Annotated in this window: 17 protein-coding genes; 9 read left to right on the top strand and 8 right to left on the bottom strand. The window is 66.5% G+C overall.

The window, feature by feature from the left end:
- Positions 1 to 34 precede the first annotated feature (34 nt).
- From relA to POF53_RS02620, 5 genes are all read right to left on the bottom strand, one after another.
- Positions 35 to 2,275 (bottom strand): GTP diphosphokinase, encoded by a 2,241-nt coding sequence (relA, locus tag POF53_RS02640; protein ID WP_203647693.1) that lies wholly within the window; start codon positions 2,273 to 2,275, stop codon positions 35 to 37.
- Between the two features lie 99 nt (positions 2,276 to 2,374).
- Positions 2,375 to 3,733: a 23S rRNA (uracil(1939)-C(5))-methyltransferase RlmD gene (rlmD, locus tag POF53_RS02635; protein WP_498966244.1), complete on the bottom strand. Its 1,359-nt coding sequence runs from the start codon at positions 3,731 to 3,733 to the stop codon at positions 2,375 to 2,377.
- Complete coding sequence (cysM, locus tag POF53_RS02630) at positions 3,733 to 4,626, bottom strand: cysteine synthase CysM (protein WP_498966378.1); 894 nt, start codon at positions 4,624 to 4,626, stop codon at positions 3,733 to 3,735. The genes rlmD and cysM overlap by 1 nt, the downstream gene beginning before the upstream one ends.
- Positions 4,627 to 4,956: 330 nt before the next feature.
- Positions 4,957 to 6,351, bottom strand: a complete 1,395-nt coding sequence (locus POF53_RS02625) for a histidine kinase sensor domain-containing protein (protein WP_498966241.1) — start codon at positions 6,349 to 6,351, stop codon at positions 4,957 to 4,959.
- 3 nt (positions 6,352 to 6,354) lie between these two features.
- Complete coding sequence (locus POF53_RS02620; RefSeq protein ID WP_254464780.1) at positions 6,355 to 7,071, bottom strand: response regulator transcription factor; 717 nt, start codon at positions 7,069 to 7,071, stop codon at positions 6,355 to 6,357.
- A gap of 219 nt (positions 7,072 to 7,290) precedes the next feature.
- Between POF53_RS02620 and POF53_RS02615 the strand changes: the two genes are divergently transcribed.
- From POF53_RS02615 to POF53_RS02600, 4 genes are all read left to right on the top strand, one after another.
- Complete coding sequence (locus POF53_RS02615) at positions 7,291 to 10,047, top strand: response regulator (protein WP_203647698.1); 2,757 nt, start codon at positions 7,291 to 7,293, stop codon at positions 10,045 to 10,047.
- 286 nt (positions 10,048 to 10,333) lie between these two features.
- Positions 10,334 to 11,323 carry a 2-hydroxyacid dehydrogenase gene (locus tag POF53_RS02610; protein WP_254464781.1) on the top strand — a complete coding sequence of 330 codons (990 nt, stop codon included), beginning with the start codon at positions 10,334 to 10,336 and terminating at the stop codon, positions 11,321 to 11,323.
- Between the two features lie 31 nt (positions 11,324 to 11,354).
- Positions 11,355 to 11,789 (top strand): hypothetical protein, encoded by a 435-nt coding sequence (locus POF53_RS02605; protein ID WP_028690922.1) that lies wholly within the window; start codon positions 11,355 to 11,357, stop codon positions 11,787 to 11,789.
- Complete coding sequence (locus tag POF53_RS02600; RefSeq protein ID WP_203647700.1) at positions 11,790 to 12,194, top strand: META domain-containing protein; 405 nt, start codon at positions 11,790 to 11,792, stop codon at positions 12,192 to 12,194.
- A gap of 121 nt (positions 12,195 to 12,315) precedes the next feature.
- Here POF53_RS02600 and POF53_RS02595 read toward each other — a convergent pair whose 3' ends face one another.
- Positions 12,316 to 12,783: a TlpA disulfide reductase family protein gene (locus POF53_RS02595; RefSeq protein WP_028690924.1), complete on the bottom strand. Its 468-nt coding sequence runs from the start codon at positions 12,781 to 12,783 to the stop codon at positions 12,316 to 12,318.
- 86 nt (positions 12,784 to 12,869) lie between these two features.
- Here POF53_RS02595 and arsC point away from each other — a divergent pair, with 86 nt between their 5' ends.
- Genes arsC through POF53_RS02580 form a run of 3 tightly spaced genes read left to right on the top strand, consistent with a single transcriptional unit; the run spans position 12,870 to position 14,231 of the window.
- The gene (gene arsC, locus POF53_RS02590; RefSeq protein WP_498966236.1) at positions 12,870 to 13,223 is read left to right on the top strand and encodes an arsenate reductase (glutaredoxin); all 354 of its coding nucleotides are present in this window, start codon (positions 12,870 to 12,872) and stop codon (positions 13,221 to 13,223) included.
- Positions 13,220 to 13,825 (top strand): NAD(P)H:quinone oxidoreductase, encoded by a 606-nt coding sequence (gene wrbA, locus POF53_RS02585; protein WP_050704525.1) that lies wholly within the window; start codon positions 13,220 to 13,222, stop codon positions 13,823 to 13,825. The genes arsC and wrbA overlap by 4 nt, the downstream gene beginning before the upstream one ends.
- Positions 13,818 to 14,231 (top strand): DUF2069 domain-containing protein, encoded by a 414-nt coding sequence (locus POF53_RS02580; RefSeq protein ID WP_203647702.1) that lies wholly within the window; start codon positions 13,818 to 13,820, stop codon positions 14,229 to 14,231. The genes wrbA and POF53_RS02580 overlap by 8 nt, the downstream gene beginning before the upstream one ends.
- A gap of 116 nt (positions 14,232 to 14,347) precedes the next feature.
- Here POF53_RS02580 and POF53_RS02575 read toward each other — a convergent pair whose 3' ends face one another.
- Both POF53_RS02575 and ttcA read right to left on the bottom strand, forming a co-directional pair.
- On the bottom strand, positions 14,348 to 15,019 hold the full coding sequence (locus tag POF53_RS02575; RefSeq protein WP_050704524.1) for a DNA-3-methyladenine glycosylase I: 672 nt from the start codon (positions 15,017 to 15,019) through the stop codon (positions 14,348 to 14,350).
- Positions 15,020 to 15,023: 4 nt separating this feature from the next.
- Positions 15,024 to 15,848 (bottom strand): tRNA 2-thiocytidine(32) synthetase TtcA, encoded by an 825-nt coding sequence (gene ttcA, locus POF53_RS02570; RefSeq protein WP_011532643.1) that lies wholly within the window; start codon positions 15,846 to 15,848, stop codon positions 15,024 to 15,026.
- A gap of 263 nt (positions 15,849 to 16,111) precedes the next feature.
- On the opposite strand from ttcA, the gene POF53_RS02565 reads away from it, so the two are divergent.
- Together POF53_RS02565 and POF53_RS02560 are read left to right on the top strand one after the other, a co-directional pair.
- Entirely contained in the window at positions 16,112 to 16,711 is a 600-nt protein-coding gene (locus POF53_RS02565; RefSeq protein ID WP_028690929.1) for a Yip1 family protein, read from the top strand.
- Between the two features lie 141 nt (positions 16,712 to 16,852).
- Entirely contained in the window at positions 16,853 to 17,347 is a 495-nt protein-coding gene (locus POF53_RS02560; RefSeq protein WP_232856699.1) for a SprT family zinc-dependent metalloprotease, read from the top strand.
- Positions 17,348 to 17,379: the final 32 nt, after the last annotated feature.

Genomic DNA, 17,379 nt, shown 5'->3' with positions numbered 1-17,379 from the left:
AGCGTGGGAGCGGGCTTGCCCCGCGATAGCAGTCTCAAGGGGTACGATTACGCCGCGTCTCGATGATGTTGGGCAACTGCGAGATCCGCCCCAGCAAGCGCCCGAGGGCGTCCAGGCCTGGGATCTCGATGGTCAGCGACATCAGCGCGGTGTTGTCTTCCTTGTTCGAGCGGGTGTTGACCGCCAGCACGTTGATCTTCTCGTTGAGCAGCACCTGCGACACGTCGCGCAGCAGCCCCGGGCGGTCGTAGGCACGGATGACGATGTCGACCGGATAGGTCTGCACCGGGATCGGTCCCCAGCTGACCTGGATCATGCGCTCCGGCTCCTTGCCCGCCAGTTGCAGCACCGAGGCACAATCCTGGCGGTGAATGCTCACGCCACGGCCCTGGGTGATATAGCCGACGATGGCGTCGCCCGGCAGCGGCTGGCAGCACCCGGCCATCTGCGTAAGCAGGTTGCCGACACCCTGGATCTGGATGTCGCTGCGCTTGCCCGCGCGGATGCCCCGGGCCTGGCGCGGGATCAGCTCGACCGGCTCCAGGCGCTCGGGTTCGAGCAACTGCTGCGCGGCGTTGACCATGTGCGCCAGGCGCAGGTCGCCGGCGCCAAGGGCGGCGAACATGTCCTCGGCAGTCTTGACGTTGGCCTTTTCCGCCAGGCGTTCGAAATCCACCTGGGGCAGGCCCAGGCGGCTCAGTTCGCGCTCGATCAGGGTCTTGCCGGCGGCCACGTTCTGGTCGCGGGCCTGCAACTTGAACCAGTGGACGATCTTGGCCCGGGCCCGCGAGGTGGTCACGTAGCCCAGGTTGGAGTTCAGCCAGTCGCGGCTCGGGTTGCCATGCTTGCTGGTGATGATCTCCACCTGCTCGCCGGTCTGCAGGCTGTAGTTCAGCGGCACGATACGGCCGTTGATCTTGGCACCCCGGCAGTTGTGGCCGATCTCGGTGTGCACCCGGTAGGCGAAGTCCAGCGGCGTGGCGCCCTTGGGCAGGTCGATGGCGTGGCCGTCGGGGGTGAACACGTAGACCCGGTCCGGCTCGATATCGACGCGCAGCTGTTCGGCCAGGCCACCGATGTCGCCCAGCTCTTCGTGCCACTCCAGCACCTGGCGCAGCCAGGAGATCTTCTCTTCGTAGTGGTTGGAGCTGGGCTTGACGTCGGTGCCCTTGTAGCGCCAGTGCGCGCACACGCCCAGCTCGGCTTCCTCATGCATGGCGTGGGTGCGGATCTGCACCTCCAGTACCTTGCCCTCAGGGCCGATCACTGCGGTGTGCAGGGAGCGGTAGCCGTTTTCCTTGGGGTTGGCGATGTAGTCGTCGAACTCCTTCGGAATGTGCCGCCACAGGGTGTGCACGATGCCCAGCGCGGTGTAGCAGTCGCGCACTTCCGGCACCAGCACGCGCACCGCGCGCACGTCGTAGATCTGGCTGAACTCCAGGCCCTTGCGCTGCATCTTGCGCCAGATCGAATAGATGTGTTTTGCCCGGCCGCTGATGTCGGCGTTGACACCGGTGGCCAGCAGCTCGTTCTGCAGCTGGTTCATCACGTCGCTGATGAAGCGCTCGCGGTCCAGCCGGCGCTCGTGCAGCAGCTTGGCGATCTGCTTGTACTGGTCGGGCTCGAGGTAGCGGAACGACAGGTCCTCGAGTTCCCACTTGATATGGCCGATACCCAGCCGGTGCGCCAGCGGCGCATAGATGTCGAACACCTCGCGGGCCACGCGCAGGCGCTTCTCGTCATCGGCGGCCTTGACCGCACGAATGGCGCAGGTACGTTCGGCGAGCTTGATCAGCGCCACGCGCACATCGTCGACCATGGCCACCAGCATCTTGCGCAGGTTCTCGACCTGCGCCTGGGAGCCGAGCACCAGCGACTGGCGCGGGCTGAGGCTGGCACTGATGGCCGCCATGCGCAGCACGCCGTCGATCAGCTTGGACACCACCGGGCCGAAACGCTGGCCGACCTCGGCCAGGGTCACCTTGCCTTCGCGCACCGAACGGTAGATGACCGCCGCCACCAGCGAATCCTGGTCGAGCTTTAGGTCGGCGAGAATTTCGGCGATCTCCAGCCCCGCCTGGAAACTGGAGGTACCGTCGGCCCAGGAATGCTTGGCCGGATTACCCTTCCTCTCGACTTCATGGGCAAACTCGCAGGCCTCTTTCAGCCCAGGGCGATCGAGCTGCGAATCGACGCTCACCACATGATCGAGCCATGCTTCGAGATTGATACTGCCGTCGTTGTTGACCGGCTGGTGCACTCTCACCTGTACCATCTTTGTTCTACCTTTCCATACAGCGCACCACACGGGTGCACTGGCTATCACCTGTGCGCCCCTCACTCCCTGAAGGGCGCACCAAGAGGGCCAGCCCAGCTAGCCCGCTTCGAATAACGCCATGGCCTCGACATGCGCCGTCTGAGGAAACATGTCGAGAATCCCGGCCCTTTTTAACCGGTACCCCTGCCCGACCAGCACCTGCGCGTCTCGCGCCAGCGTGGCCGGGTTGCACGATACGTAGACCAGCCGCTTCGCGCCCAGCCGGGCGATGCCTTGCACCACCTCGAAAGCCCCGTCGCGCGGTGGATCCAAGAGTACCGCAGAAAAGCCCTCGGCGACCCATCCGGCGCCCGCCAAAGGCTGCGATAAATCGGCCTGAAAAAACCGAGCGTTATGCACATTGTTGCCATCGGCGTTGGCCGCGGCGCGCTCGACCATGGCCTGCACGCCCTCCACCGCCACCACCTCGCGCGCCTGGCGGGCCAGGGGCAAGGCGAAGTTGCCCAGGCCGCAGAACAGGTCCAGGACCCGCTCGTGCGCCTCGGGCGCCAGCCAGGCGAGAGCCTGCTGGATCATCAAGGTGTTGACCTGGGCGTTGACCTGGACGAAGTCACCCGGCCGCCAGGCCAGTTCCAGGCCCCAGGGCTCCAGGGCAAAGCCCAGTTGCGCCGCGGCATCCACCGGCGCCGGCTCGCCCTCGCCCTGCAGCCACAGCTGGGCGCCGGCCTCGCGGCAGAACGCCTCGAGCCGCGCCAGGTCGTCACTTGGCAGGGGCGCTACATGCCGCACCAGCACCGCCTCGGCGGTGCCGCTGAACAGCTCCACGTGCCCCAGCGCCTGTGGCTTGCCCAGGCTGCGCAGCACGGTCGGCAGGTGGCGCATGATCGTTTGCAAGGGTTGTACCAGCACCGCGCATTCGTCGATGCCGACGATGTCCTGGCTCGCCTCGGCGCGAAACCCCACGTCCAGTTGGCGCGCCTTGGTGTCCCAGCGTACCGCGACCCGCGCCCGGCGGCGGTAGCCGAATTCCGGTCCGCTCAGGGGAACAGCCCACTCCTCGGGCTGCACGCCAGCCACCCGCTGCAGTTGCTCGGCGAGCAGGCGCTGCTTGAGTGCCAGCTGGCCGTCATGGGGCAGGTGCTGGAGGTTGCAGCCACCGCAGCGGGCGTAGTGCCGGCAAGGCGCTTCACGGCGCTCGGGGCTGGCCTGGAACACGCGCTCCAGGCGCGCCTCGACCACCTTGCCGCGGGCGGCGAGCACCCGCGCCTCGACGTCCTCGCCGGCCAGCGCGCCGCTGACGAACCAGGTACGTCCTTCAATGAAGGCGATGCCGCGACCGTCACCGGCCACGCGCTCGATCGACAGACGTTGCTTCTTGCCCACGGGCAGCTGTGCGGCACGGTTGCCGCCGGCCGGCTGGAAGCGCAGGCCGGTGTTGCTTTTCTTTCTGGACATCAGGTCGGGTCGAACAGGCCGGTGGAGAGGTAACGGTCGCCGCGGTCGCAGATGATGGCGACCATCACCGCATTCTCGACTTCACGGGACAGGCGCAGCATGGCTGCCACGGCACCGCCGGAGGATACGCCACAGAAAATGCCCTCTTCGCGGGCCAGGCGACGGGTGGTCTCCTCAGCCTCCTGCTGGGACATGTCGACCACGCGGTCGACGCGGGTGGCGTCGAAGATCTTCGGCAGGTACTCGTGGGGCCAGCGGCGGATGCCGGGGATGGCCGAGCCTTCCATCGGCTGCAGGCCGACGATCTGCACCGCCGGGTTCTGCTCCTTGAGGTACTGCGAGCAGCCCATGATGGTGCCGGTGGTGCCCATGGAGCTGATGAAATGAGTGATGCTGCCCTGGGTCTGCTGCCAGATTTCCGGGCCGGTGCTGTTGTAGTGGGCGATCGGGTTGTCGCCGTTGGCGAACTGGTCGAGGACCAGGCCGCGGCCTTCGGCCTGCATCTTCTCGGCGAGGTCGCGCGCGCCCTCCATGCCCTCTTCCTTGGTCACCAGGATCAGCTCGGCGCCATAAGCGGTCATCGCCGCCTTGCGTTCGGCGGTGGAGTTGTCCGGCATGATCAGGATCATCTTGTAGCCTTTGATCGCCGCGGCCATGGCCAGGGCGATACCGGTGTTGCCGGAGGTGGCTTCGATGAGGGTGTCGCCGGGCTTGATCTGGCCACGCAGCTCGGCGCGAGTGATCATCGACAGCGCCGGGCGGTCCTTGACCGAACCTGCCGGATTGTTGCCTTCGAGCTTGAGCAGCAAGGTGTTGCTGGTGTCCCCGGCGATGCGCTGCAGGCGAACCAGTGGCGTATGGCCGATGCAATCGGCGATGGTTGGGTACTGCAGGGTCATGGGCGTTTTCGCAATCCGGACGGCAGGGGCGTCTATCATACCGGCAAACCCAGCGCGGCCATATCACGCAATTGCTGGATGTTATAGCGCATGGCTATAAGGGCATGGACCTGGCACCCGCTTTGTGGGTGATCGCTGGGCAAGCCCGCTCCCATGGAACAAACCGTAACTCATAGATTTAGGTGGACCCTGTGGGAGCGGGTTTACCCGCGAAGAATCCAGCGCGGTGTATGGCACCGGCTCCGCCGGTGTTCGCGGCGGTGCGGCGGTCCGATAAACCCGCTCCCACAGGAGGACAGTTCCCAGCGCGGCAACGCAAGTTTCCTACAGGGTGTGCGAAGCCTTTGTGGGTGCGGGTTTGTCCCGCGATGAGCTCGACTCCCCCGCAGCCAGGCGCATGCACAAGCGCAGGCCATGCTCGCCATTGACCGCCCACACGCTCCCGCCCTGGCGCCGGATCGCATTGCGGGCAATGCTCAAGCCCAGGCCGAAACCACCATCCCCGGGCCGCGAACCCTCCAGCCTGGAAAACGGCGCGAATATCCGCTCCAGGTCTTCCTCGGCCACGCCACCGCCCTCGTCCTCCAGGTCGATACGCCAGTACCCGCCCTCTCGCCAACCGCTCAGGCGCACCACGCCCGCCTCCGGGGAATGACGGATGGCGTTGCGCAGCATGTTCTCCAATGCCTGGGCCAGGTCGTTGAGGCTGCCCTGCACCCAGCAGCCGACCGGCAAGTCGCAGCGCAGCCGCTGCGGTGCCCAGCCGCTTTCGTAGCAGGCGTTCTCGCTGAGCAGGTCCCACAGCGCCGCCACCTGGATCGGCTCGAGGTTCACCGGTGCGCGTTCGGCGTCCTGCCAGGCCAGCTGCAAGGTGTCCTCGACCAGTTGCTGCATGCCATCCACCTCGCGGTGCAGGCGTTCGCGCAGGCGCTGCAGGTCGGTCTCGCCATCGCAGGCCACGCGCAGGCGGCTGAGCGGCGTGCGCATCTCGTGGGACAGATCGCGCAGCAACTGCTGCTGCAAGGCCACGGTGCCCTGCAGGCGCTCGGCCATCTGGTCGAAGGCCCGGGCCAGTTCGCCCAGTTCGTCCTTGCGCCGGGTGGTGCGCGAATCCAGGCGCGCGGCCAGCTGGTCGGCCCGCCAGGCATTGGCCTGCTCGCGCAACTGGTTGAGCGGCACGATCAGCATGCGGTACAGGCCGACGCACAGCAGCAGGGTGAACAACCCGGGGATGATGCCGTTGGTGACGACGCGCCAGAACAAGCGGTACTGGCCGGGGTTGAAGCGCTCCGGCAGCTCGATCACCAGCATGCCCTGCTCCGGCGCGCCGGGGAACGGCAGGCGCAACCAGGGCTGGCCGACACTGCGTCGGCTCATGGGCCAGTCGACGCCACGCAGGCGGGTCAGGCGCTGGGCCTGGCCGGCGCTCAGGTCGGCGCTGCCCAACGGTTGCAGGTCACCGTCGAGCACGCCCACCCAGCCCTGCTCGCGCTCGCGCATCTCGGCCAGCCAGGCGTCCACGCCCTCGCGGTCGCCACTGCGCCAGGCCTGCTCGGCCTGCGCCGCGTAGCCGCGCAGCACTTGCCGCGCCGGCTCGGACAGGAAGGCATCCTGGGTTTCCATGTGCCGGCCCCAGCTGTAGCTCAGGCCGATCATCAGCAGGCAGAAGCCCACCAGCAGGACGGTCAGTTTCCAGAACAGCGAGTGACGGTCGAGCACGGTTCAGTCGGCCTCGCCCGCGCCGAACACATAGCCCTTGCCCCACACGGTACGCACCTGCCGCTCGTGGTAGCCGATGGCCTTGAGCTTGCGGCGGATCTGGCTGACGTGCATGTCCAGGCTGCGGTCATGCCGCGAGTAGCCACGCTGCAGCACCTGCTGGTAGAGGAAGGGCTTGCTCAGCACCTCGTCCTGGCTGCGGTGCAGGGTGTCGAGCAGGCGATATTCACTGGGGGTAAGCCCGGCCCAGGCGCCGGCGAGGCTGACATCGGTGGCCTGCTCGTCGAAATGCAATTGCCCGGCCTCCACCCCACGCGGCGCCCGAGCGCGCCGCTCGAAGGCCACCCGGCGCAGGATCGCCTCGATGCGCACCCGCAGCTCGGCAAAGCTGAACGGCTTGGGCAGGTAGTCGTCCGCGCCGCTCTCGAAGCCGCTGATGCGGTCGGCCTCGGCGCCCAGCGCCGACATCAGGATCACTGGCGTGGCGCTGCGTCGACGCAGGCTGGCCAGTGCGTCCAGGCCGTTGAGCCCGGGCAGCAGGATGTCCATCAGCACCAGGTCGAACACCTGCCGGCCCGCCGCCTCCAGGCCTTCCAGGCCATTGCGGCACCAGGTCACCTGGAAGCCGCCGCGCTGCAGCTCGTCATGCAGGTAGGCGCCCAGCACGGGATCGTCCTCGATGGCGAGGATGTTGGTCGCGTGAATCGCTTCAGGATGCATTGGCAACTGCCATCAATTCTCAATTACGCGATTATTGGACAAGCGGTCCGAACAAGGCAACCTCCGTCCGACTGGCGTGACATTGAAGTGCCCACACCGGCAACGCCAGCCGAGAAAAGCAAAAACCATTACAAATCCTGTGCATTACCCCTCAGCGCAGAGTAACGTTCCCGCTGATGCGCGAACCGCGCCTTTAACAGCACATGACAGGAGACAGGTGTGCTCGACCGTTTGGGAATCCGCAGCCGCGTCCTGCTGCTGGCCTTGCTGCCCGCCAGCCTGATGGCCCTGGTGCTGGGCAGTTACTTCACCTGGCTGCAACAAAGCGACCTGCGCACGCAACTGCTGCAACGCGGCAAGATGATCGCCGAGCAGTTGGCACCACTGGCGGCACCGGCCCTCGCCCGCCAGGCTCCGGCGCAACTGGAGCGCATCGCCGCCCAGGCCCTGGAGCAGGCCGATGTGCGCGCCGTGGCGTTCCTTGCCGCCGACCGCACGCGCCTGGCCCATGCCGGCCCCAGCATGCTCAACCAGCCGCCCAGCGGCGGCACCGGCACGCAGCTGCTGCAGCGCACGGGCAACGACGCCACCCGCTACCTGATGCCGGTGTTCGGCCATCACCGCGACCTGGCCACCGACGCCGTGCCGGCCGAGGCCGAGCGCCTGCTCGGCTGGGTGGAGATCGAACTGTCCCACGACGGCACCCTGCTGCGCGGCTACCGCAACCTGTTCACCAGCCTGCTGCTGATCCTCGCCTGCCTGAGCCTGACCGCGCTGCTGGCCCTGCGCATGAGCCGCACCATCAACAACCCGATCAACCGCATCAAGCACGCGGTCAACCAGCTCAAGGACGGCCACCTGGACGAGCGCCTGCCGGCCATGGGCAGCCACGAGCTCGACGAGCTGGCCGCCGGCATCAACCGCATGGCCGAAACCCTGCACAGCGCCCACGAAGAGCTGCAGCACAGCATCGACCAGGCCACCGAGGACGTGCGCCAGAACCTGGAGACGATCGAGATCCAGAACATCGAGCTGGACATGGCGCGCAAGGAGGCCCTGGAGGCCAGCCGCATCAAGTCCGAGTTCCTCGCCAACATGAGCCACGAGATCCGCACCCCGCTCAACGGCATCCTCGGCTTCACCCACTTGTTGCAGAAGAGCGAGCTGACCCCGCGCCAGCTCGACTACCTCGGCACCATCGAGAAGTCCGCCGACAACCTGCTGGGGATCATCAACGAGATCCTCGACTTCTCCAAGATCGAGGCCGGCAAGCTGGTGCTCGACAGCATCCCGCTGAACCTGCGCGACCTGATCCAGGACACCCTGACCATCCTCGCCCCGGCCGCCCACGCCAAGCAGCTGGAACTGCTCAGCCTGGTCTACCGCGACACGCCGCTGTCGCTGGTCGGCGACCCACTGCGGCTCAAGCAGATCCTCACCAACCTGGTGAGCAACGCCATCAAGTTCACCCGCGAAGGCACCATCGTCGTGCGCGCCATGCTCGAGGACGAGCAGGAAGACAGCGTGCAACTGCGCATCAGCGTGCAGGACACCGGCATCGGCCTGTCGCCCCAGGATGTGCGTACCCTGTTCCAGGCGTTCAGCCAGGCCGACAACTCGCTGTCGCGCCAACCCGGCGGCACCGGCCTGGGGCTGGTAATCTCCAAGCGCCTGATCGAGCAGATGGGCGGCGAGATCGGCGTCGACAGCACCCCTGGTGAGGGCTCGCAGTTCTGGATCAGCCTCAACCTGCCCAAGGCCCACGACGACGCCGAGGAACAACCCGCCCAGGCCCTGCTCGGCCGCCGCGTGGCCATCGTCGACGGCCACGACCTGGCGCGCCAGGCACTGGAGCACCAACTGGAGGACTGCGGCCTGGCGGTCAGCGTGTTCGCCTCCTGCGACCAGCTGCTGCAAGGCGTGCAGGCCGCCAGCCAGGCCGGGCAGCCGTTCGAGTTCGCCGTGCTCGGGGTCAACCTGGGCAGCCTGGCCCCGGAACAGCTGGGCCAGTACCACCAGCAGCTCGAACGTCTCGGCTGCCAGTGCGTGGTGCTCTGTCCGACCACCGAGCAGCCGCTCTACCACCCTTACCTGCCCAATGCCCATGGCCAACTGCTGGCCAAGCCGACCTGCACCCGCAAGCTGCGTCGCCTGCTGCTGGAGCTGGTGCAGCCGCGCCGCCCGGTGTGCGAACAGCGCAACCACGGTGGCCAGCGCATGCCGAAGATCCTCTGCGTCGACGACAACCCGGCCAACCTGCTGCTGGTACAGACCCTGCTCGAAGGCATGGGCGCCGAGGTGCTGGCAGTGGACAACGGCTACGGCGCGGTACAGGCCGTGCAGGACGAACCGTTCGACCTGGTGCTGATGGATGTACAGATGCCCGGCATGGATGGCCGCGCCTGCACCGAGCAGATCCGTCAGTGGGAAAGCAGCCAAAGCGGCCCGCCCCTGCCGATCGTGGCCCTCACCGCCCACGCCATGGCCAACGAAAAGCGCGCCCTGCTGCACAGCGGCATGGACGACTACCTGACCAAGCCGATCAGCGAGCGCCAGCTGGGCCAGGTGGTGATGAAGTGGACCGGCCTGAGCCTGGGCTCACCACCACCGGAACGCGCCAGCGAACGCCTGGCCGACAGCAGCGAGCTGAAGGTGCTCGACCCGGAGGAAGGCCTGCGCCTGGCGGCCGGCAAGCCGGACCTGGCGGCGGACATGCTGGCCATGCTGCTGGCCTCGCTGGAGTCCGACCGTGAAGCCATCCGCGCCGCGCGCAACGCCGCCGACCGCACGGCGATGATCGAGCGCGTGCACCGGCTCAACGGCGCCTCGCGCTATTGCGGCGTACCGCAGTTACGGGCGGCCTGCCAGCGCAGCGAAACCTTGCTCAAGCAGGACAGCCCCCAGGCGTTGCAGGCGCTGGACGAACTGGACCAGGCCATCAGCCGACTGGCCGAACAGGCGCGCGAGAGCGCGTAGGTAACTGTCCCCTGTGGGAGCGGGTTTACCCGCGAAGAATCCAGCGCGATGGATGGCACCGGCTGCGCCGGTGTTCGCGGGCAAGCCCGCTCCCACAGGGACCGCGCCAGATTCTAAAAATTGAGCAAGACAGTTGCTCCCACAGGGTGCGCGGATCACCTGTGAAGTCAGTTCCCAGCGCGACAGCGCAGCCCAGCAGACTGGGCGATCTCCCACAGGAGACACAGGTCAACGCCCAGACTGACCATTTGGCTAGACTGGTGGCATTTAAGATAGGACTCAGACCATGCGCGCCCTGTTGTTCAGCAGCCAGCACTACGACCAGGAAAGCTTCACCCGCGCCGCCAGTGCGGGCAACGTGGAGCTGCACTACCAGCCCGCCCGCCTGACCCTCGACACCGCGCCGCTGGCCCAGGGCTTCGAGGTGGTCTGCGCCTTCATCAACGACGAGCTCGACGCACCAGTGCTGGAGCGCCTGGCCGCCGGCGGCACGCGCCTGATCGCCCTGCGCTCGGCCGGCTACAACCACGTCGACCTGGCTGCGGCGCAGCGCCTGGGCCTGACCGTGGTCCGCGTCCCGGCCTACTCGCCCCACGCCGTCGCCGAGCACGCCGTGGCCCTGATCCTGGCCCTCAACCGCCGCCTGCACCGGGCCTACAACCGCACCCGCGAAGGCGACTTCACCCTGCACGGGCTGACCGGCTTCGACCTGCACGGCAAGACCGTCGGCGTGGTCGGCACCGGCCAGATCGGCGCCGCCTTCGCCCGCATCATGGCCGGCTTCGGCTGCCAACTGCTGGCCTACGACCCCTACCCCAACCCCGAGCTGGTCGCCCTCGGCGCCCGCTACCTGGAACTGCCTGAGCTGCTGCGCCAGGCGCGCATCATCAGCCTGCACTGCCCGCTGACCGAGCACACCCGCCACCTGATCAACGCCCAGAGCCTGGCCCAGCTGCAGCCCGGCGCCATGCTGATCAACACCGGTCGCGGCGCGCTGGTCGACACCCCAGCGCTGATCGACGCGCTCAAGAGCGGCCAGCTCGGCTACCTGGGGCTGGATGTGTATGAAGAGGAAGCGCAGCTGTTCTTCGAGGACCGCTCCGACCTGCCGTTGCAGGACGACGTGCTGGCACGCCTGCTGACCTTCCCCAACGTGATCGTCACCGCCCACCAGGCCTTCCTCACCCGCGAGGCCCTGGATGCCATCGCCGCGACCACCCTGGACAACATCAACCGCTGGGCGGCAGGCAATCCGCACAATCTTGTAAACGGTTGATGCTAGGATACGCGGCAATTTTGGAGGAGCCATGGTCGAACACGATTTCCGCTACACCCTTTTTAACCCGCAACACACCCTGATCGAGTGCCGCGCGCTGGTGCCTGGCCGCTACCAGGTTACCGGCAACGGCGGCTCGATCCAGAAGGGCGACGTCCTGCTGGTCACCCTCAAGGGCAGCAAGGACCTGTCCATGCGCCTGACCGTCGAGACCGTGCGCCACCTGATCAACCCGCATGGCCAGTGGGTCGCCGTGGCCCAGGGCCCGGCGTTCAACGAGCTTGAGATCCTCAACTGGCAGGTCAAGTGCGACAGCTGCGACGCGGTGCTGGACTTCGAGTTCGCCAACGACGCCAAGCTGGGCAAGAAGGGCCAGGCCCCGGCCGCCAGCGCGCGTATCCAGGAACTGGGCTGGGCGAGCAAGGGCGACAAGCACCTGTGCCCGCAGTGCCGGGAGCGTGGTTGAGTGAAACAGCTGCTGACCGGCGCGCTGATCGCCTGCGGCCTGCTGGGCTGCGCCGCACAACCCTCGAAGCTGCAGCAGGAGCAGAGCTACGTGCTGGAGTGGATCGGTGAGCGCCCGCTGATCGACTACAGCCACCTGACGCTGACCCTGGCCAGCGATGGTCGCGCCTACGGCAACGGCGGCTGCAACCACTGGTTCGCGCCCTACACGCTGGAGGGCGAGCGTATCAGCTTCGGCAAGGTCGGCAAGACCCGCAAATTGTGCGCGCCAGCGCTGATGGACCAGGAAAAACGCTTCCTGCAGGCGCTGGAAACGGTGCAGCGCTGGGATGTGTCGCCGATCGAGCAGATCCGTTTCTGGCCGGCCGAGGGCAAGCCGCTGCGCTTCTGGCCTGAGGAAGGCTGATCATCGCCGGGGGCTGCTTTGCAGCCCATTCGCGGCACAAGGCCGCTCCTACAGGGTTTCGCATTCCCTTGTAGGAGCGGCCTTGTGCCGCGAAAGGGCCGCAAAGCGGCCCCATGATCGATCAGGCGCCGCCTTTCAAAGCCCTGATCTTCGCCTGCAGCCCTTCAAGCGTCTGCTCACCCATCAACTGCTCACGCACCTTGCCCTTGTCGTCGATGATGTAGGTCACCGGCAGCGCCTCGCTGCGCGGCAACTCGTAGCGCTCGGCCGGGTCCTGGGCCAGCACGGTAAAACCGATGCCCAGGGTGTCGGCGGCGGCTTTCAGGTCCGGCCCCTGCAGGCCGTCGAAATTCACCCCCACCACCCGAATGCCCTGGGCCTCCCACTGCTTGGCGGCGGCATTGAGCTCAGGGATTTCCGTGCGGCACGGGCCGCACCATTCGGCCCAGTAGTTGAGCACCAGCCAGTGCCCGTCGATCTGTTCGGCCTTTACCGTGTTGCCGTGCTGGTCCACGCCGTAGTCCGCACCGCAGCCGCCGAGCAACAGGCTCGCGGTGATGGCCAGTGCAGCTGCCAAACGCCTTGCCATGGGTCAATCCTTCTCGAAGTTTTCAAGCATTGAAGTCGGTCGCTGCGGTTAGAATAGCCGCCACACCCAGCTGGATGCGACCCGTCATGACCGATCTGACCCTCTATCATAACCCGCGCTGCTCGAAATCCCGCGGCGCCCTGGAACTGCTCGAGGCACGCGGCCTCGCGCCGACCATCGTGCGCTACCTCGAGACCCCGCCGGACGCCGCCACCCTCGAACAGCTGCTTGCCAAGCTGGGCATCGGCGCGCGCCAGCTGCTGCGCACCGGCGAGGACGAATACAAGGACCTGGAGCTGGCCAACCCGGCCCTGAGCGACGCCCAGCTGATCAAGGCCATGGTCGAGCATCCCAAGCTGATCGAGCGCCCGATCCTGGTGGCCGGTGACAAGGCCGTGGTCGGCCGCCCACCAGAGAAGGTCCTGGAGATCCTGCCGTGAGCGAACCCTACATCCTGGTGCTGTACTACAGCCGCCACGGCTCGACCAGCGAGATGGCCCGGCATATCGCCCGCGGTGTCGAGATGGCCGGCCTGGAGGCGCGCCTGCGCACCGTGCCGGCAATCTCCACCGAGTGCGAGGCCGTGGCCCCGGACATCCCGGCCAGCGGCGCGCTTTACGCCACCCTCGACGACCTGCGCCACTGCGCGGGCCTGGCCATGGGCAGCCCGACCCGCTTCGGCAACATGGCCGCGCCGCTCAAGTACTTCCTCGACGGCACCAGCAGCCTGTGGCTGGGCGGCGAGCTGGTGGGCAAGCCGGCGGCGGTGTTCACCTCCACCGCCAGCCTGCACGGCGGCCAGGAGACCACCCTGCTGTCGATGCTACTGCCGCTGATGCACCACGGCATGCTGGTCACCGGCCTGCCCTACAGCGAATCGGCGCTGCTCGAGACCCGTGGCGGCGGCACGCCGTACGGCGCCAGCCACCATGCCGGCGCCGACGGCAAGCGTGAGCTGGACCCGCACGAGATCACCCTGTGTCGCGCGCTCGGGCAGCGCCTGGCGAAGACGGCCAAGGCCCTGGGTGGCGAACGTGGCTAGAAAGCCCAAGGTCTTGCCGCCACTGGACTGGCTGGCCCCCCGGGTGCGCTTTACCCGCGCCCTGAGCCTGGCCTGCTTCTTCGGCCTGATCGCCCTGCTGGTGGTGAACAACCTGTGGTTCGCCGACCTGCACGGGGCGCGGGTCGAGGTGATCATGGCCATCGAGCTGATCCCCCTGCTGCTATTGCTGCCGGGCATGCTGATGGGCAGCGCCCGGGCGCACGCCTGGACCTGCTTCGTGGTGAACATCTATTTCATCAAGGGCGTGCTGGCGGCGTTCGATCCGGCGCGGGCGCTGTTCGGCTGGGTCGAGGTGCTGGTGAGCCTGGGGTTGTTCGTCAGCGGGTTGCTGTTTGTGCGCTGGAAGTTCCAGCAGGAGCGGCGCCTGGCGGGTGAAGGGCGTTAAGTTCCGGGGCTGCTCTGCAGCCCTTTCGCGGCACAAGGCCGCTCCTACAGGGGGACGCGTACTCCTGTAGGAGCGGCCTTGTGCCGCGAAAGGGCCGCACGGCGGCCCCGGCGATCTCAATGATTGACGGTATGCGCCAGCATCACCGACAACTGGCACAGCGGCCGACCACTCTCTGCATGCCACTGGTTGAACGCCTGCTGCACCAGCGCCAGGTCACGCTGGCTGGTCGGCGGCTTGTCGATGATCTTCTGCGCGATCAGCGCCGCCGCCATGTCATCGGTGGGAATGAAGGTATCCTTGCCGACCATCCGCAGGAACCGCGGCGCCGACAACCCGCCCAGCTGGTTGCCATGCTTGGCCAGGTACTTCCACAACCCGACGATATCGGTCTCAGGCCAGTCGGCGATGAACGCGCCGAAACTGCCCTTCTCCTTCGCCACGTCCAGCACCATCTGCGCATTGCGCGGCACGCTCTTGAGCTTGCCCAGGTGGCGGATGATGCGCTCGTCGTGCATCAGCCGCTCCAGGTGCTCGGCGCCCATCAGCACCACCTTCTGCGGATCGAAACCGAAGAACACCTGCTCGAACGCCGGCCACTTGGCGTCCACCAGGCTGTGCTTGAGCCCGGCGCGGAACACGCGCAGGGCCAGGGTCGACAGGTAGCGATCGTCAGGGATGTCGCGCAGCTGCGCGGGCGTGCGCGGCTGCGGCAGGAAGGCTTCCAGCGCCTGGGCCGAACCGAAGCGGTTCAGGCAGTACTCATGCAACCACTGATAGTCGCGCATGGGCTCAGATGTTCAGCACGTCGAGGAAACGCGGGGTGGCGCTCTCGTCGATCTTCAGGCTGGTGAAGTCGAACAGGTTGCGGTCGGCCAGTTGCGACGGCGCGACGTTCTGCAGGGCGCGGAAGATGCTCTCGGTACGGCCCGGGTGCTTGCGCTCCCACTCCACCAGCATGTCCTTGACCACCTGGCGCTGCAGGTTCTCCTGCGAGCCGCACAGGTTGCACGGGATGATCGGGAATTCCTTCATGTCCGAGTAGGCCTGGATGTCCTTCTCGCTGCAGTAGGCCAGCGGGCGGATCACCACGTTGCGACCGTCGTCGGCGCGCAGCTTCGGCGGCATGCCCTTGAGCGCGCCGTTGAAGAACATGTTGAGAAAGAAGGTCTCGACGATGTCGTCGCGGTGGTGACCCAGGGCCATCTTGGTCGCGCCGATCTCGTCGGCGAAGGTGTACAGGGTGCCGCGACGCAGGCGCGAGCACAGCGAGCAGGTGGTCTTGCCCTCGGGTACCAGCTCCTTGACCACCGAGTAGGTGTCCTTCTCGACGATGTGGTACTCGACGCCCAGTTCCTTGAGGTAGGCAGGCAGCACGTGCTCGGGGAAGCCCGGCTGCTTCTGGTCCATGTTCACCGCGACGATGTCGAACTTGATCGGCGCCACCTTCTGCAGGTGCAACAGAACGTCGAGCATGGTGTAGCTGTCCTTGCCGCCGGACAGGCAGACCATGACCTTGTCGCCATCCTCGATCATGTTGTAGTCGGTGATGGCTTCGCCGGCGAGACGACGCAGGCGTTTTTGCAGTTTGTTCTGGTTGACCGAGAGGGTGCCCATAGCGCTTGGATCCGCGAGGTGTGACAAAAGCCGGCTATTTTACGCACAAACCGCACGGCGCAGTAGGTGAATCCGATAAAGACTTCAAGGGAATCAGCACCACGCCTGACAGCGCAATTTGCTCTAAAAAGCCGGTTTTGTGCCGGGATCCGCTTCCTATACTGCGACATAAGGCCACATTGGCGCAGCACTTGGTGTCCTGGCCTCGGGCCATAGGCGCTCCATCCGGGGGGCGTTTGGCAACGACGATAGGAGTGACCCGTATGATTCATCACGTTGTTGGGCTGTTCACCCACCCTGACCAGGAGTGGCGGGAGATCCGTGGCGAGGAAGAAAGCATCAGCCACATGTACCTGACGCACACGCTGATCCTGGCGGCGATCCCCGCCGTCTCGGCGTTCATCGGCACCACCCAGGTCGGCTGGGTGATCGGCGAGCGGCCAGCGGTGATGCTGACCATGGAAAGCGCGCTGTGGATGAGCATCATGTCGTACCTGGCGATGCTCGCCGGGGTCGCGGTGATGGGCGCCTTCATCCACTGGATGGCGCGCACCTACGACGCCAACCCGAGCATGGCGCAGTGCATCGCCTTCGCCACCTACACCGCCACCCCGCTGTTCATCGGCGGCCTCGCGGCGCTGTACCCGCACCTGTGGCTCGGCATGCTGATCGGCACGGCGGCCATCTGCTACACCGTCTACCTGTTGTATGTCGGCTTGCCGACGTTCATGAACATACCGTCGGATGAAGGCTTCCTGTTCTCCAGCTCCGTGCTGGCGGTGGGCCTGGTGGTACTGGTGGCGATCATGGCCGCGACCGTGATCATCTGGGGACTGGGCGTGGGGCCCGTCTACACCAACTGAACGCATACCTATCAGATCCAACCAACACTGGGGCATCACCCGAGGCCGCCGCAAGGCGGCTTCGTTTCGTGTGCCTGACCGGCGGCTCGGCAACCGGTCATTGCCTGCGGCATAATGCCCGGTCAGGAGAACTGCCCCGCCATGCCCGAGCTGCTCAGACAACGCGTCGAAACCTGTTACCAGCAAGCCGAAACCTTCTTCAAACGCCCTTTTCCGCGCCCGCAGGTCAGCTTCAAGCTGCGCGGCCAGAAAGCCGGTGTCGCCCACCTGCACGAGAACCTGCTGCGCTTCAACCTGCAGCTGTACCGCGAGAACCAGGACGACTTCCTGCGCCAGACCGTGGCCCACGAGGTGGCCCATCTGGTGGCCCACCAGTTGTTCGGCGAGCGCATCCAGGCCCATGGCGAGGAGTGGCAACTGATCATGCGCGGGGTGTACGAGCTGCCGCCGAACCGTTGCCACAACTATGAAGTGCAGCGGCGGGTGACGACGCGCTACATCTACCGCTGTCCGTGCCCGGAGAGTGATTTCCCGTTCACCGCCCAGCGGCACAAGCTGGTGCGCCAGGGGCGGCGGTACCTGTGCCGGCGGTGTCGGGAGATTCTGGTGTACAGCGGCGAGACCCGCGTCGAGTAGATGCCGGACACCTCCCTGTAGGAGCGGCCTTG

The sequence above is a fragment of the Mitsuaria sp. RG genome, assembly GCF_028369275.1.
In the GTDB taxonomy this organism is placed as follows: domain Bacteria; phylum Pseudomonadota; class Gammaproteobacteria; order Pseudomonadales; family Pseudomonadaceae; genus Aquipseudomonas; species Aquipseudomonas peradeniyensis.
This window is presented reverse-complemented; position numbering and strand designations above follow the sequence as displayed.

Bases quoted from the DNA above. Each gene is read 5' to 3' on its own strand.
- arsC (WP_498966236.1), top strand. From the start codon at position 12,870: ATGACCGATCTGACCCTCTATCATAACCCGCGCTGCTCGAAATCCCGC.
- POF53_RS02605 (WP_028690922.1), top strand. From the start codon at position 11,355: ATGGTCGAACACGATTTCCGCTACACCCTTTTTAACCCGCAACACACC.
- ttcA (WP_011532643.1), bottom strand. From the start codon at position 15,848: ATGGGCACCCTCTCGGTCAACCAGAACAAACTGCAAAAACGCCTGCGT.
- rlmD (WP_498966244.1), bottom strand. From the start codon at position 3,733: ATGTCCAGAAAGAAAAGCAACACCGGCCTGCGCTTCCAGCCGGCCGGC.
- POF53_RS02595 (WP_028690924.1), bottom strand. From the start codon at position 12,783: ATGGCAAGGCGTTTGGCAGCTGCACTGGCCATCACCGCGAGCCTGTTG.
- POF53_RS02565 (WP_028690929.1), top strand. From the start codon at position 16,112: ATGATTCATCACGTTGTTGGGCTGTTCACCCACCCTGACCAGGAGTGG.
- POF53_RS02560 (WP_232856699.1), top strand. From the start codon at position 16,853: ATGCCCGAGCTGCTCAGACAACGCGTCGAAACCTGTTACCAGCAAGCC.
- relA (WP_203647693.1), bottom strand. From the start codon at position 2,275: ATGGTACAGGTGAGAGTGCACCAGCCGGTCAACAACGACGGCAGTATC.
- POF53_RS02610 (WP_254464781.1), top strand. From the start codon at position 10,334: ATGCGCGCCCTGTTGTTCAGCAGCCAGCACTACGACCAGGAAAGCTTC.
- POF53_RS02620 (WP_254464780.1), bottom strand. From the start codon at position 7,071: ATGCATCCTGAAGCGATTCACGCGACCAACATCCTCGCCATCGAGGAC.
- POF53_RS02575 (WP_050704524.1), bottom strand. From the start codon at position 15,019: ATGCGCGACTATCAGTGGTTGCATGAGTACTGCCTGAACCGCTTCGGT.